Raw genomic sequence first — 15,059 nt, forward strand, 5'->3', positions numbered from 1 at the left:
CAATGCGGGAAAACTTATTTTGTCAGTTCAGCGGTCATATGAACCTGGTTACCGCTGAAAGCTTCGGTAATCTGGTATGAAGAGGCGCCAGCCTGTTGTGCCTGAGCGGCAATTTTCGCTTCTGCACCAGACAGTGTAGAGTCAGTTGCGGTTACAGTCTGAGCAGCAAAAGAACCGAAAGAAGAAGCCAGAGCGATAACTGCGACAAAAGTTTTGATGCTTTTCATGATATAAACCCTTCTGAATGTTTATTGGAATGAGGCGCTTCGCCTCGATGAAATAAATAATAGACCTTAACCACATCAACAGACAGCGGAATGATTTGCATTTATCTTTCAAATTATCTGAACATGAAAAGAGAGAGGAAAATGACCACAGACTGGCTCACCGCCTTGCAGCAATTTGGACGCATGCGCAGCATGTCGGCAATGGAGACTCTGCAACGGCAAGGGGAGCCACAACACAGTCTGTTTTGGTTACAGGAAGGGACTGCCCGGGCGGTATATCACTCCGCACAGGGCCAGGAAAAAGTGAAAGAGTTCTATTTCGCCGGTGAATGCTGTTTTCTCTACCTGAGCTGGCTTACCGGATCGGTGGCGGATTACAGCCTGCAAATGCTGACCCCAGGCAGGCTTTGTGAAATCCCGCTGCGTCTGCTCGATAAACCCGAGCACCTTACTGCGCGGTTGGCTCTGCTCAGCCAACAGGTGATCTACAAGGAAAAGAAAGAGCAGATGTTTTTGCTCAATAATCCCGAACAGCGCTGGCAATACGTGCAGGCCAATTTTCCGGACTGGGAGCAACAGCTCACGCAAAAAGATCTCGCCAGTTACATTGGCATCTCCCCGGTGAGTTTGTCGCGAATTCGCGCACGTCTTAACAAAGGTTAACGACCGACACGCCCGCCCGTCTTATGCTGCCCCCTCGTTCTCTCTGCGGGCAATGCGATGACCCCATTTTTCCTCTCACAGATCCTGGCGGGCCTGTCGTTTGGCCTGGATTTGCTGGCCTTTCAGTTTATCCGTCGACAGTGTTCTCTGCTGACGCTCGCCTGTTCTACCAGCCTGCTGGCGTTCCATTTCTGGCTGCTCGGTGAAAACAGTGCCTGTGGATTGATGGCGCTGGCCGCCAGCCGATACCTGCTGGCTATCGTCACCACAAGCCAAAGAGTGAAAGGGGGATTTCTCTGTGCGTCGGTGCTATGCAGCGGACTGACCTGGCAACATCCGACAGATATCTTCCCGCTAGCGGGCAGTTTACTCATGACGATTGCCGCATTTCAGCCAACGGCAGCGGGGTTACGGCTGATCACTCTGGGCGGCAGCCTGTGCTGGCTTATCAATAATGTTCTGGCAGGTTCACCCATGGCGATAGTCATGGAAGGCACGTTTATGCTGAGTACATTGGTTTCGTACTGGCGGCTAAAGAGAGGTGTGGTGGTGGGCGGGTAACACCAGAAACGAAAAAAGCGCCCGTAGGCGCTCTTTCGACAGTGTTACGCTTATTTGGTCAGTTCTGCGGTCATGTGCACGCGGTCACCGGTGAAAGCTTCGGTGATGTGGTAAGAAGAGGCACCAGCCTGCTGAGCCTGAGCGGCGATTTTCGCTTCTGCACCGTCCATTGTGGAGGAGGTTGCGGTCACTGTCTGTGCAGCGAATGAACCGAAAGAAGAAGCCAGAGCGATAACTGCGACAAAAGTTTTGATGCTTTTCATGATATAAACCCTTCTGAATGTTTGTTGAGGTGAGGCGTTGTGCCTCGATGAAATAAATACTAGACCTGAACCTCATCAACAAAAAGCGGAAGAATTTGCTCTCAACATTCAAAAAAACTGATTTATATCTTAACCCGCAATCAAACGCTGCGGATGGGTATAAATCGTTGCCCTGCCCGGCTTGCAAAAACCCACCAGCGTCAGGTTGCAGCGCTCAGCAACCTCAACGGCCAGCGTGGTCGCAGCGGAAACGGCGAACAGAATTTCCACGCCGCACATGGCGGATTTCTGCACCATTTCATAGCTCGCACGGCTGGAGACCAGCGCCGCTCCCGTCTGCCAGGATGCCCCTTCATGGGCGCGATGACCAAGCAGCTTATCCAGCGCCACGTGACGCCCCACGTCCTCATGCCCACCCACAAGTTGCCCGGAAGGTAGCATCCAGGCGGCCGCATGGGTACAGCCCGTAAGTTTGCCAATCGGCTGGAAATCGGTGAGATGCGCCAGCGCCTGGTCCAAATTTGCCAGCTCAAATGTCTGCGTAAACGGCAGTGGTGCGACGGGTTTGCCAATGTCGTTCAGTTGCTCAACGCCGCACACGCCACACCCTGTCCGCCCGGCCAGCGCGCGACGACGCTCTTTTAGACCCATAAACCGACGGCTGGAAAGCTCAATCTGCACTTCCAGACCATTGCAGGACGGCACCACCTCCATGCCAAAAATTTCCTGGCGGGTTTCGATAATCCCTTCGGAGAGGGAAAAACCGACGGCAAACCACTCCAGGTCTTTGGGGGAGGCCATCATCACCACATGAGAAATGCCGTTATAAACCAGCGCAACGGGCACTTCCTCCGCTAACACATCGGGATGAGAATGTTGCAGATCATCGCGCTTCCAGAGTGCGACCTGGCGGGAACCTGTGATCTGAGTAGCAACTTCGTATTGTTCAGTATGGATTTTGTTCACGTTGTATTAACCGAATTAAAACAGGCGTAACCGCAATGTGGTATTCTGAGTCATACCCCTTTTGGGCCAGGGGATTTACAGCAATTTTGTACCTTTGCGGCGACGACCGCAAAGTAAAAAAAACCTCGTGACAATGTCGAAACAAGGAGCAAACCATGCAGGTCAGCAGAAGGCAGTTCTTTAAGATCTGCGCTGGCGGTATGGCAGGTACAACGGCAGCAGCGCTGGGCTTTGCCCCAAGCGTAGCACTGGCGGAGACGCGGCAATACAAATTACTGCGCACCCGTGAAACGCGAAATACCTGCACATACTGTTCTGTCGGCTGTGGGCTTTTAATGTATAGCCTCGGCGACGGCGCGAAAAACGCCAAAGCATCTATTTTCCATATCGAAGGCGACCCGGATCACCCGGTCAACCGTGGCGCGCTCTGCCCGAAAGGTGCAGGTCTGGTGGATTTTATTCATTCAGAAAGCCGCCTGAAATATCCAGAATACCGTGCGCCAGGCTCCGACAAATGGCAACAAATCACCTGGGATGACGCGTTTGCTCGCATCGCAAAACTGATCAAAAAAGACCGCGATGCCAACTACATCGCGCAAAACGCCGAAGGCACCACCGTCAACCGTTGGCTCTCCACCGGTATGCTGTGCGCCTCCGCATCCAGTAACGAAACCGGTTATTTAACCCAGAAATTTACCCGCGCCCTCGGCATGCTCGCCGTGGATAACCAGGCGCGTGTCTGACACGGACCAACGGTAGCAAGTCTTGCTCCAACATTTGGTCGCGGTGCGATGACCAACCACTGGGTAGATATGAAAAACGCCAATCTCATCATCGTGATGGGAGGGAACGCTGCTGAAGCGCATCCGGTGGGATTCCGCTGGGCGATGGAAGCAAAAATCCATAATGGCGCCAAATTAATCGTTATCGATCCTCGATTTACGCGTACCGCTTCGGTCGCGGACTTTTACACGCCCATTCGTTCCGGGACGGATATCGCTTTCCTCTCCGGGGTTCTGCTGTATCTGCTGACAAATGAAAAATACAACCGCGAATACACCGAAGCCTACACCAACGCCAGCCTGATCGTGCGTGAGGACTTCGGCTTTGAAGACGGCCTGTTTACCGGCTATGAGGCGGAAAAACGCAAATATGACCGTTCAAGCTGGAACTATGAGCTGGATGAACAGGGCTTCGCTAAGCGCGATACCACCCTTACCCATCCACGCTGCGTGTGGAATTTACTGAAACAACACGTTTCTCGCTATACGCCAGAGGTCGTGGAAAACATCTGCGGTACGCCAAAAGCGGACTTCCTGAAAGTCTGTGAATACATCGCGGAAACCAGTGCCCACGACAAAACTGCGTCGTTCCTGTACGCGCTGGGCTGGACGCAACACTCTGTTGGTGCGCAGAACATCCGTACCATGGCGATGATCCAATTGCTGCTCGGCAACATGGGGATGGCGGGCGGCGGTGTTAACGCCCTGCGCGGCCACTCCAATATTCAGGGGCTGACCGACTTAGGCCTGCTGTCGCAAAGCCTGCCGGGTTATATGACGCTGCCAAGCGAGAAACAGACGGATCTGCAAACCTACCTGACGGCAAACACGCCAAAACCGTTGTTGCAGGGTCAGGTGAACTACTGGGGCAACTACTCGAAATTCTTCGTCTCGATGATGAAAGCCTTCTATGGCGAAAAAGCGACGAAAGAAAACAGTTGGGGCTTCGACTTGCTGCCGAAGTGGGATAAGAGTTACGACGTCCTGCAGTATTTCGACATGATGTTTAAAGGTCAGGTGAACGGTTATATCTGCCAGGGTTTCAACCCGGTCGCATCGTTCCCGAACAAAAACAAAGTTGTGGCGGCACTGTCGAAACTGAAATTCCTGGTGACCATCGACCCGCTGAACACGGAAACCTCCACGTTCTGGCAGAACCACGGCGAGTCGAACGATGTTGATTCATCGAAAATCCAGACCGAAGTGTTCCGCCTGCCCTGCACCTGCTTTGCCGAAGAGAACGGCTCCATCGTGAACTCCGGCCGCTGGCTGCAATGGCACTGGAAAGGTCAGGATGCGCCGGGGGAAGCGGTCACCGACGGTGAGATTCTGGCAGGCATCTTCCTGCGCCTGCGCAAAATGTACGCCGAAGAGGGCGGTGCTAACCCTGAACAGGTGCTGAGCATGACCTGGAACTACTCCACACCACACGAACCGGCTTCGGAAGAGGTGGCAATGGAGAGTAACGGCAAGGCGCTGGCGGATATTATCGATCCGGTTACCAATACGGTCCTCGTGAAAAAAGGTCAGCAGCTCAGTTCGTTCGCCCAGTTACGTGACGACGGTACCACCTCCAGCGGCTGCTGGATTTTCGCCGGTAGCTGGACGCCGGACGGCAACCAGATGGCCAAACGCGATAATGCCGACCCGTCAGGCCTTGGTAATACGCTCGGCTGGGCATGGGCGTGGCCGCTTAACCGTCGCATCCTGTATAACCGCGCCTCCGCTGACCCGCAGGGTAAACCGTGGGATCCAAAACGCCAGCTCCTGAAATGGGACGGGGCGAAATGGGGCGGCGCGGATATCCCGGACTACAGCACTGCAGCACCGGGCAGCGATGTGGGGCCGTTTATCATGCAGCCGGAAGGGATGGGCCGCCTGTTCGCTATCGATAAGATGGCGGAAGGGCCGTTCCCGGAACATTACGAGCCGTTTGAAACACCGCTGGGCACTAACCCGCTGCACCCGAATGTGGTCTCGAACCCGGCCGCGCGCGTCTTTAAAGACGACATGGCCGCGATGGGTAAAGCGGATAAATTCCCGTATGTCGGCACCACTTACCGCCTTACCGAACACTTCCACTACTGGACCAAGCACGCATTGCTGAACGCGATCGCACAGCCGGAGCAGTTTGTGGAAATCGGTGAAAAGCTGGCGGGCAAGCTGGGGATCGTGCAGGGCGATACCGTGAAAGTCTCCTCCAACCGCGGCTATATCAAAGCCAAGGCTGTGGTGACCAAGCGTATTCGCACACTGAACGTACACGGCAAAGAGGTGGATACCATCGGTATTCCCATTCACTGGGGTTATGAAGGCGTGGCGAAGAAAGGCTTTATCGCTAACACCCTTACCCCGTTTGTCGGTGACGCAAACACCCAGACGCCGGAGTTTAAGGCCTTCCTGGTGAATGTGGAAAAGGTATAGCGGAGACGAATTATGGCTTACCAATCTCAAGATATTATCCGTCGTTCCGCCACTAACGGTTTTACCCCCGCGCCACAGGCGCGGGATCACCAGCAGGAGGTGGCGAAGCTTATCGACGTCACCACCTGTATTGGGTGTAAAGCCTGTCAGGTAGCCTGCTCGGAGTGGAACGATATTCGTGATGAAGTGGGACATAACGTCGGGGTTTACGATAACCCGGCTGACCTGACCGCTAAGTCATGGACAGTTATGCGTTTTTCCGAAGTGGAGCAGAACGACAAACTGGAATGGCTTATCCGCAAAGACGGCTGCATGCACTGTGCCGATCCGGGTTGTCTGAAGGCATGTCCCTCAGAAGGGGCTATCATTCAGTATGCCAACGGGATTGTCGACTTCCAGTCTGAACAGTGTATTGGCTGCGGCTACTGCATTGCAGGCTGCCCGTTCAACGTGCCGCGCCTGAACCCGGAAGACAACCGCGTCTACAAATGTACGCTGTGCGTAGACCGCGTTACCGTCGGTCAGGAACCGGCCTGCGTGAAAACGTGCCCGACCGGCGCTATCCACTTTGGTAGCAAAGAGGATATGAAAACGCTGGCAGGCGAACGCGTGGCGGAGCTGAAAACTCGGGGTTATGACAATGCGGGCCTGTACGATCCGGCCGGCGTTGGTGGTACACACGTCATGTACGTACTGCACCATGCCGACAAGCCGAATCTATATCACGGCCTGCCGGAAAACCCGGAAATCAGCGAAACCGTGAAGTTCTGGAAAGGTATCTGGAAGCCGCTGGCCGCTGTGGGTTTTGCAGCGACATTTGCAGCCAGTATCTTCCACTACGTCGGTGTCGGTCCAAACCGCGCAGAGGAAGAAGACGACAATCTGCATGAAGAAAAAGACGAGGTGCGCAAATGAAAAGACGTGACACCATCGTGCGCTACACGGCGCCGGAACGCATCAACCATTGGGTCACCGCCTTCTGCTTCGTGCTGGCGGCGGTGAGCGGGCTGGGCTTTTTCTTCCCGTCCTTTAACTGGCTGATGCACATTCTGGGTACGCCGCAGTTAGCGCGTATTCTGCACCCGTTTGTTGGGGTGGTGATGTTCGCGTCGTTCATCATCATGTTCTTCCGCTACTGGCATCACAACCTAATCAATCGGGATGATATCTTTTGGGCGAAGAATATTCGTAAGATCGTCGTCAACGAGGAAGTGGGTGATACCGGGCGCTATAACTTCGGCCAGAAATGTGTGTTCTGGGCGGCGATTCTCTTCCTGGTGTTGTTGCTGGTGAGCGGCATCATCATGTGGCGTCCGTACTTCGCACCCGTTTTCTCTATCCCGGTCATTCGAATTGCGATTATGGTTCATTCGTTTGCCGCAGTAGCGTTAATTGTGGTTATTATGGTGCATATCTACGCCGCACTATGGGTGAAGGGCACGATAACCGCCATGATGGAAGGCTGGGTAACCAAAACGTGGGCGAAGAAACATCACCCGCGCTGGTACCGTGAAGTCCGCCAGAAAGAGGAAAAAACGACGGAATGAGTATTCGCATAATCCCGCAAGACGAGCTGGAGAAGAGCGAGAAACGCACGGCGGAAGTGATTCCGCCGTTATTATTCCCCAGACTGAAAAATCTCTATAACCGCCGGGCAGAACGCCTGCGCGCGTTAGCAGAGCACAATCCGCTGGGTGATTACCTGCGTTTTGCCGCGCTGATCGCCCATGCCCAGGAGGTGGTGCTGTACGACCATCCGCTGGAAATCGATCTGACAGCACGTATCAAACAGGCCGCCGCTGAGGGCAAGCCGCCGCTGGATATCCATGTCCTGCCGCGCGATAAGCACTGGCACCGGCTGCTGCACTCCCTCATTGCCGAACTCAAACCGGAAATGAGTGGACCTGCGCTGGCCGTCATTGAAAATCTGGAAAAATCCTCCGAACAGGAGCTGGAGCAGATGGCCAGCGCGCTGTTTGCGTCTGATTTTAGCGCGGTGAGTAGCGATAAAGCGCCGTTTATTTGGGCTGCGCTTTCTCTCTACTGGTCGCAAATGGCCAGCCTGATCCCCGGCAAAGCCCGTGCGGAATATGGCGAGCAGCGTCAGTTCTGCCCGGTATGCGGATCGATACCTGTTTCAAGCGTTGTGCATATCGGCACCACCCAGGGGTTGCGCTATCTGCACTGCAATCTTTGTGAAACCGAGTGGCACGTGGTGCGCGTCAAATGCAGCAACTGCGAGCAGACTCGCGACTTACACTACTGGTCGCTGGACAACGAGAAGGCGGCAATCAAAGCCGAAAGCTGTGGCGATTGCGGCACCTATCTTAAGATTCTGTATCAGGAAAAAGATCCGAACGTGGAGCCTGTTGCCGATGATTTAGCTTCGCTGGTGCTTGATGCCCGTATGGAACAGGAAGGGTTCGCCCGCAGTTCCATCAATCCATTCCTCTTCCCGGGCGAAGGGGAGTAAGCGCCATTAACTGTGCCGGGTTGCCCATGCGCCCGGCTACAGTTGATACGGTGTGATCACTCCCGCTACACCGGCAAAATCACGGGTATTTCGTGTCACCCGTTCACAGCGATGAAGCTGCGCTGTCGCCAGGATTATGGCGTCTGGCTGCGTCATGCCATATTCTTGCCGCAGTTTACCGCTCCGCTCTGCAATCTAACCTGTGCATGAATAAGGCGCCTTTCTGCCTGTATTTCATCTTTGCGAGACGCTTTCCAGATTCACTCGCCTCCTGAAAATCACCTTTCCCACCGACGTCAATCCAGGTTATAACACTGGATATATATACAGAATGGAGATGTTGTAATGGCGCTGGAAATCGGAATTGCAGAGCTGGTCAGGGAGTTTATTGCCGCCGGGCGGCCATCCTCGCGAGATAAAAGTATTGATGAACGGAGGGCGGGCTACATCGCCAGTACCGTGCTGGCGGGCGAAACGGAAACCCGGGTAAACGTAGAAGATGTGCATCTCGACGGTATGGCGTTTCGCGTTATCTCCCCGCTTGAGGCAACCGGCCCATTGCCAACGCTTGTCTATTACCACGGCGGCTGCTTTATCAGCGGCGAGTTTGCCACCCATGACAACCAGTTGCGCCAGCTCGCTTTTCATAGCGGCTGTCGGGTGATTGCGGTGCAATATCGTCTGGCCCCGGAACATCCCTTTCCTGCCGCGCATGATGACGCGTACAGAGGGGCAGAAATTATCTGGCAATACGCCGATGAGCTGGGCGTGGATCGGCAAAAAGTCACCCTCGCAGGAGACAGCACGGGTGGTCATCTGGCGCTGGTTACGGCACTTCGTCTTAAAGCCGCGCAGGTATGGCAACCCGCTCAATTGATCCTGATTTATCCCATGCTCGATGCGACCGCCTATTTTGAAAGCTATACCAGCAACGGCGAGGACTATGTGATTACCCGTGACACGCTGCTCAGTGGCTACGAGCTATATCTCGGTGACACGGATCCCATGCATCCGGAAGCCAGCCCGCTCTGGCGCGATGATTTTAACGGTCTTCCTCCGGTGCATATTCTTACTGCCGAATATGACCCGCTCTGCGATGAAGGCGAAGCGTTGTTTCAACGGCTGACCGAGCAAGGGGTGGCATGTTCCTGCCAGCACCATCTTGGGGTGATTCACGGTTTCTTTCAGCTTGCTGGCATCAGCAAAACAGCTCGCGGGGCGATAAGAGATGTGGCATGGCGGTTGAGAGCGTTACCACATTGAGAACTTCATGAAGGTTTGCGTAGCGGCGAAGGTTCATTAGCGCTGCAAGAGATAGCTGAAAGGAAGAAACACCCCTTAACGAAGCAAGGAAACACCATGTCCATCGTTGCGCCCGTCGAAAAACAATTTGCCGCTTATAACGCCCATGACATTGAGATGTTTGTGGCCTGTTTTAGCGAAGATTTTACCGCATGGCGTATGCCCGCCACATCCCCTTCCACCCGTGGTCGGGAAGCGCTGCGCGCATTTTACAGCCAGCATCGTTTTAACAACCCGGCGCTGAGGGCGGAGTTGCTTAGCCGCACCGTGATGGGAAATAAGGTGTTCGATCACGAAAAAATCTATGGCATCGGCGAGCAGGTTATCGAGAATATGGCGGTATATGAGATTCAGGATGGTTTGATTAAAACCGCATGGTTTTACTTTGCCGAATAGCTTTATTTTGCCTGGGTTGAGCCCGGCGCTGGCGCCGGACTCGCTAATCACTCTTCTTCGTTGCCGCCTTCTTCATAAGCGCCATAAGGTTTAGCGGGTAACACGATATAAACCGCCTCAAATAAGGCACCCTGTTTATCGTCGCCAAACAGTTCAACCTGCAACTGAACACGCGCTTTACGCCCGCGAGCCAGTCTGTCGAGGTCACCGCTCAGAGAGCCGAGATCGGCAATCGCGCTCGGTTTACCCGTGATTGGCGTGCTGTAACGGATATGCGCATCGGCAAGAATAATCGTCCCGCCCAGATGCCGCTCACGCAGCATCAACCAGATAAGCCCCCAGCCCGTTAGCGTCGCCAGCGAGAACAGGCTTCCGGCGAACAGCGTATGGTGCGGGTTCTGGTTGCCCGTCTCCGGCATGGTGGTGATAAATTTCTGACCGGTGTACTGCTGAATGCGCACACCCATCTTTTCGCTGAGTGGAATATGCTGATACCAGGCCTGCTGCAACTGCCCACACCAGTCGCCGCGATGCAGAATATCATCCAGCGTCGCCACGGGTTTGATCATCAGGAAATGGCGCACCGGGGTGGTTTGCGGGGCGGTGATTTCGCCCTCATTGATAAAACCCAGCTTTGCAAAGAACTCTACCGCATCTTCACGTGCGCTACAGGTCACCCGCTTCACACCTTCCTGGCGCGCGACAGACTCCAGCGTCATCGCCATCAGCGTGCCGAGCCCTTTATCCTGCACGGAGGGGTGGACGGCCATAAAACGGATCGAAGCCTCATTGTCAGCATTGATATATAACCGACCAACGGCAACGATTTCGCCTTCTTCATCCACAACCATTTGATGATGGGCCATGGCATCCCAGGCGTCACGTTCGGAGCCTTTCGGCTGATGCAATGGCTTGCGCAGCATCTCCCAACGGAACTGGTAGTAAAGCTCTAGCTCTTCTTCTGTTTGCGGTACGCGAAGGTGATACATAGCTGTATTCTCTCTTGTTACCCGTGGCAACTCCGCAAGCTGGCTCATACTTGCAACCAGAACGTTACGGGGCCGTCATTAACCAGCGATACCTGCATATCTGCGGCGAATCGTCCGGTCTGTGTTTCTATCTGCTGGCTACGGCAGCGACTGACGAAATAGTCATACAGCGCCTCCGCCTTTTCCGGCGCGGCCCCTCTGGAAAAGCCAGGACGCATGCCACGTTCGGTATCCGCCGCCAGCGTAAATTGTGACACCACCAGCACGCTGCCGCCGGACTGCTGAACATTGAGGTTCATCTTGCCGTCAGCGTCACTGAAAATACGATACCCCAGTACGCGCTCGCACAGGCGGTTCGCTTTTTGCTCGTCATCTTCCCTTTCGACACCTAACAACACCAAAAGTCCCGGACCGATTTCGCCCGTCACTTCACCCGCCACGATAACGCTGGCCTGGGATACACGTTGTATCAATGCAATCATGGTTGGTCTTCTTCTTGTTCTGCGGCTTTTTTTAATCGTCGATATTCACCGAGAGTGACAGTTATTTCAGCGCCAAGCAAGACGATACACCATGTCCAGTAGACCCACAGAAACAAAATCGGGACCACCGCCAGCACGCCATAAATGAGCTGGTAAGAAGGAAATGTGGTGATATAAAGCGCAAACCCTTTTTTCCCCGCTTCAAACAATAGAGCGGCGACAAAAGCACCAATCACAGCATCACGGTTGGGCACGCGGGTGGTTGGTACAATGCTGTACAACAACCAAAAAGAGATCCACGACAAAATGAGCGGGAAAACGCGCAGCATATTATCTATCGCGCCATTGAGCCCGCTGGCCCAGCGCAGAGAGAGCAAGTAAGAGCTTATCGCCAGGCTTGCCCCGGCAAGCAGCGGCCCCAGCGTCAAAATCATCCAGTAGACAGCAAAGGAGTATATCCGCGGACGCACGCGCGTACTGCGCCAGATAGAATTGAGGGCGCTGTCGATGGAGTACATCAACAGTAATGAGGTGACCACCAGCCCACATGCTCCAACGGCGGTCATTTTGCTTGAATTGGCAACGAACTGTTCGATATAGCGTTGAATCACATCGCCGGTAGTCGGAATAAAATTAGCAAAAACAAAGTGACGCAGTTGGATGCTAACCTCAGAAAACATCGGAAAAGCGGCAAATAACGCAAAGATAACGGCAATGAGTGGCACCAATGAAAGCAACGAAACATAGGCGAGATTTCCCGCCAGCGTTGTCATGTGGTCTTCATCAATACGCAGCCAGAGTAATTTCAGCCACGACCAAATGGGTCGCGTATGGTGTTTCGTTTTATGGCGAATAAATTTCAGCATAACTGCTTCGCAAAATAGTCAGGGAGGGTGTTCTTACCCGTCACCAGAATACTGGTGATCCCCAACTGGTTAGCCCCTTCTATATTATTGGCATTATCATCGAAAAAGACAGTATTATCAGCGCTATAGCCTTCCAGTTCGAGAACACGTTGGTAGATGCGTACTTCCGGCTTACGCATTCCCATATCTTGCGAAAGATAAATATGGTCGGCGGCAGCCAAAATTTCCGGGTATTGATCCGGCCAGTACGTGGTATGAAGACTGTTGGTATTGGAGAGCACGACCACGCGGTGCCCCTGCTCACGCAGTTTTTGCATGATGCTGATAACGTCCTTACGCAGGGAGACAAAAACCGCCTGCCAGCCCGTTGCGAACTGCTCAAAGCTTAACGACATAGACATCTCTTCACAGAGCGCTTTGGCAAAATCTTCATCACTGATTTCACCCCGCTCATGAAGCTGGAACGTCTCGCCCATCGTGAAACTCTGTTTGAGTGTCGCAAGCGGCACGCGGCTAAAGTCACTCCATACGCCCAGCACCCGATTGAAGTCGATATCAACGATCACGTTACCCAAATCAAAGATATAGAGCATCTCTCTCTCCTTATTTTCCGTGGAAAGTTAACTGTAGCGGGAAAGTCAGAAGTTGAATAGTTTGCCCGCGCTGGCGGGCGACAGGAATGTGATGGGTAGAGGTTCCCGGACAGACGATGATGAAAAAAGCCTCCCCATTCATCAGGTGGTACGCACTCAGCAAAAGAAAAAGCCGCTGAGAGCAGCGGCTTTTTTTCCGGCTGGCTATTACGCCCGCCCGGCATCACGTACCTGGTTAAAAAAGAAGATTAGTCTTCTTTAGAACCACGGTTAGCGCGACGACGATCGTTTTCCGTCAGGTGACGTTTACGAATACGGATAGAGGTCGGGGTAACTTCTACCAGTTCGTCATCATCGATGAACTCCAGAGCCTGCTCCAGGGTCATCTTAACCGGCGGAACCAGAACCGTTGCTTCGTCAGTACCGGACGCACGCATGTTGGTCAGTTTCTTACCGGTCAGGCAGTTTACAGTCAGGTCGTTAGAACGGCTGTGAATACCGATGATCTGACCTTCGTAAACTTCTGCGCCGTGGCCCAGGAACAGTTTACCGCGGTCCTGCAGGCTGAACAGCGCAAAAGCAACCGCTTTACCCTGACCGTTGGAGATCAGTACGCCGTTCTGACGCTGACCCACATCGCCCGGACGAATGTCGTCGTAGTGGCTGAACGTGGAGTACAGCAGACCCGTACCAGAGGTCATGGTCATGAACTCAGAACGGAAGCCGATCAGGCCACGGCTTGGGATCACGTAGTCGAGACGTACGCGGCCTTTGCCATCTGGATTCATGTTTTTCAGGTCGCCTTTACGCTCACCCAGTGCCTGCATCACAGAACCCTGGTGCTGCTCTTCGACGTCCAGCGTGACGTTTTCGAACGGCTCTTGTTTACGGCCGTCGATTTCGCGGAAGATAACTTTCGGACGGGAAACCGCCATCTCGAAACCTTCACGACGCATGTTCTCGATCAGTACCGACAGGTGCAGCTCACCACGACCGGAAACGCGGAATGCATCAGCGTCTTCGGTTTCTTCTACGCGCAGCGCAACGTTGTGTACCAGCTCTTTGTTCAGGCGGTCAAGAATCTGACGAGAGGTAACGTACTTACCTTCTTTACCACAGAACGGAGAGGTGTTTACGCAGAAGAACATGGTTACGGTCGGCTCATCAACAGACAGTGCCGGCAGTGCTTCAACATTCTGCGTATCGCAGATGGTGTCGGAGATGTTCAGCTCGCCCAGACCGGTGATCGCGATGATATCGCCCGCTTCTGCGATATCGCTCTCGATACGCTCCAGACCCAGGTGGGTCAGAACTTTACCGACTTTACCGTTACGGGTTTTGCCTTCGCTATCAATGATAGTGACCTGCTGGTTCGGTTTCACTTTACCGCGTTTGATACGGCCGATACCGATGACGCCAACGTAGTTGTTGTAGTCCAACTGGGAGATTTGCATCTGCAGCGGGCCATCAAGGTCTACATTTGGTGCCGGTACGCGATCAACGATGGTCTGATACAGCGGGGTCATGTCTTCCGCCATATCTTCGTGATCCAGACCCGCGATACCGTTCAGCGCAGAGGCGTAAACGATAGGGAAGTCCAGCTGTTCGTCGGTTGCGTCAAGGTTTACGAACAGGTCGAATACCTGATCGACAACCCAGTCAGGACGTGCGCCCGGACGGTCGACTTTGTTGATAACAACAATCGGTTTCAGGCCATGAGCAAAGGCTTTTTTGGTCACGAAGCGCGTCTGCGGCATCGGACCATCCATTGCATCAACGACCAACAGAACGGAATCTACCATGGACATGACACGTTCAACTTCACCACCGAAGTCGGCGTGCCCCGGGGTATCAACGATGTTGATACGGTAATCATTCCATTTGATAGCGGTGTTTTTAGCCAGGATGGTAATCCCACGCTCTTTCTCCAAATCGTTGGAGTCCATCACTCGCTCTTGAGTTTCGGCACGCGCATCAAACGTACCGGATTGCTGCAGCAGCTTATCAACCAGGGTAGTTTTACCATGGTCAACGTGCGCGATGATGGCGATGTTACGCAGATTTTCGATCAC

The 15,059-nt window shown here is 53.7% G+C and carries 16 protein-coding genes and 1 pseudogene; 8 read left to right on the plus strand and 9 right to left on the minus strand.

The features are described from left to right. Positions 1-14: 14 nt before the first annotated feature. Positions 15-227 (minus strand): YdgH/BhsA/McbA-like domain containing protein, encoded by a 213-nt coding sequence (locus MRY16398_RS28520; protein ID WP_039077353.1) that lies wholly within the window; start codon positions 225-227, stop codon positions 15-17. Between the two features lie 141 nt (positions 228-368). On the opposite strand from MRY16398_RS28520, the gene MRY16398_RS28525 reads away from it, so the two are divergent. Further along, entirely contained in the window at positions 369-890 is a 522-nt protein-coding gene (locus MRY16398_RS28525) for a Crp/Fnr family transcriptional regulator (RefSeq protein WP_052249193.1), read from the plus strand. Between the two features lie 57 nt (positions 891-947). Beyond that, positions 948-1,451 carry a YgjV family protein gene (locus MRY16398_RS28530; RefSeq protein ID WP_125125598.1) on the plus strand — a complete coding sequence of 168 codons (504 nt, stop codon included), beginning with the start codon at positions 948-950 and terminating at the stop codon, positions 1,449-1,451. Between the two features lie 50 nt (positions 1,452-1,501). Here MRY16398_RS28530 and MRY16398_RS28535 read toward each other — a convergent pair whose 3' ends face one another. Further along, positions 1,502-1,714, minus strand: a complete 213-nt coding sequence (locus MRY16398_RS28535; protein ID WP_039077357.1) for a YdgH/BhsA/McbA-like domain containing protein — start codon at positions 1,712-1,714, stop codon at positions 1,502-1,504. A 129-nt stretch (positions 1,715-1,843) separates the two neighbouring features. Beyond that, entirely contained in the window at positions 1,844-2,680 is an 837-nt protein-coding gene (fdhD, locus tag MRY16398_RS28540; RefSeq protein WP_079498726.1) for a formate dehydrogenase accessory sulfurtransferase FdhD, read from the minus strand. 155 nt (positions 2,681-2,835) lie between these two features. On the opposite strand from fdhD, the gene fdnG reads away from it, so the two are divergent. The 4 genes from fdnG to fdhE are packed head-to-tail and all read left to right on the plus strand — an operon-like array spanning position 2,836 to position 8,359. Beyond that, positions 2,836-5,886: a formate dehydrogenase-N subunit alpha gene (fdnG, locus tag MRY16398_RS28550; RefSeq protein ID WP_145986172.1), complete on the plus strand. Its 3,051-nt coding sequence runs from the start codon at positions 2,836-2,838 to the stop codon at positions 5,884-5,886. Positions 5,887-5,898: 12 nt separating this feature from the next. Further along, positions 5,899-6,801, plus strand: a complete 903-nt coding sequence (fdxH, locus tag MRY16398_RS28555) for a formate dehydrogenase subunit beta (RefSeq protein ID WP_108702253.1) — start codon at positions 5,899-5,901, stop codon at positions 6,799-6,801. After that, complete coding sequence (fdoI, locus tag MRY16398_RS28560; protein WP_125125601.1) at positions 6,798-7,433, plus strand: formate dehydrogenase cytochrome b556 subunit; 636 nt, start codon at positions 6,798-6,800, stop codon at positions 7,431-7,433. Before fdxH ends, fdoI begins: the two co-directional genes overlap by 4 nt. Further along, the gene (fdhE, locus tag MRY16398_RS28565; protein ID WP_039077362.1) at positions 7,430-8,359 is read left to right on the plus strand and encodes a formate dehydrogenase accessory protein FdhE; all 930 of its coding nucleotides are present in this window, start codon (positions 7,430-7,432) and stop codon (positions 8,357-8,359) included. The genes fdoI and fdhE overlap by 4 nt, the downstream gene beginning before the upstream one ends. Positions 8,360-8,395: 36 nt before the next feature. Here fdhE and MRY16398_RS28570 read toward each other — a convergent pair. Further along, a pseudogene (locus MRY16398_RS28570) lies at positions 8,396-8,554 on the minus strand (PIN domain-containing protein); the annotation flags it as partial. A 150-nt stretch (positions 8,555-8,704) separates the two neighbouring features. Here MRY16398_RS28570 and MRY16398_RS28575 point away from each other — a divergent pair. Both MRY16398_RS28575 and MRY16398_RS28580 read left to right on the plus strand, forming a co-directional pair. Next, on the plus strand, positions 8,705-9,622 hold the full coding sequence (locus MRY16398_RS28575) for an alpha/beta hydrolase (protein WP_125125603.1): 918 nt from the start codon (positions 8,705-8,707) through the stop codon (positions 9,620-9,622). Positions 9,623-9,718: 96 nt separating this feature from the next. Beyond that, positions 9,719-10,057 carry a nuclear transport factor 2 family protein gene (locus tag MRY16398_RS28580; RefSeq protein ID WP_108702255.1) on the plus strand — a complete coding sequence of 113 codons (339 nt, stop codon included), beginning with the start codon at positions 9,719-9,721 and terminating at the stop codon, positions 10,055-10,057. 47 nt (positions 10,058-10,104) lie between these two features. On the opposite strand, the gene fabY is transcribed toward MRY16398_RS28580, so the two are convergent. The 5 genes from fabY to typA form a co-directional block, all read right to left on the minus strand. Beyond that, complete coding sequence (fabY, locus tag MRY16398_RS28585; RefSeq protein ID WP_039077365.1) at positions 10,105-11,046, minus strand: fatty acid biosynthesis protein FabY; 942 nt, start codon at positions 11,044-11,046, stop codon at positions 10,105-10,107. A gap of 44 nt (positions 11,047-11,090) precedes the next feature. Beyond that, the gene (gene dtd / locus MRY16398_RS28590) at positions 11,091-11,528 is read right to left on the minus strand and encodes a D-aminoacyl-tRNA deacylase (RefSeq protein WP_125125604.1); all 438 of its coding nucleotides are present in this window, start codon (positions 11,526-11,528) and stop codon (positions 11,091-11,093) included. Then, positions 11,525-12,394, minus strand: a complete 870-nt coding sequence (locus MRY16398_RS28595) for a virulence factor BrkB family protein (protein ID WP_039077367.1) — start codon at positions 12,392-12,394, stop codon at positions 11,525-11,527. Before MRY16398_RS28595 ends, dtd begins: the two co-directional genes overlap by 4 nt. Then, positions 12,388-12,987 carry a glucose-1-phosphatase gene (gene yihX / locus MRY16398_RS28600; protein ID WP_039077368.1) on the minus strand — a complete coding sequence of 200 codons (600 nt, stop codon included), beginning with the start codon at positions 12,985-12,987 and terminating at the stop codon, positions 12,388-12,390. Before yihX ends, MRY16398_RS28595 begins: the two co-directional genes overlap by 7 nt. Positions 12,988-13,235: 248 nt before the next feature. Further along, the gene (gene typA, locus MRY16398_RS28605) at positions 13,236-15,059 is read right to left on the minus strand and encodes a ribosome-dependent GTPase TypA (protein ID WP_039077369.1); all 1,824 of its coding nucleotides are present in this window, start codon (positions 15,057-15,059) and stop codon (positions 13,236-13,238) included.

Origin of the sequence: Phytobacter sp. MRY16-398 (genome assembly GCF_003925915.1) — a bacterium.
GTDB classification, from domain to species: domain Bacteria; phylum Pseudomonadota; class Gammaproteobacteria; order Enterobacterales; family Enterobacteriaceae; genus Phytobacter; species Phytobacter diazotrophicus.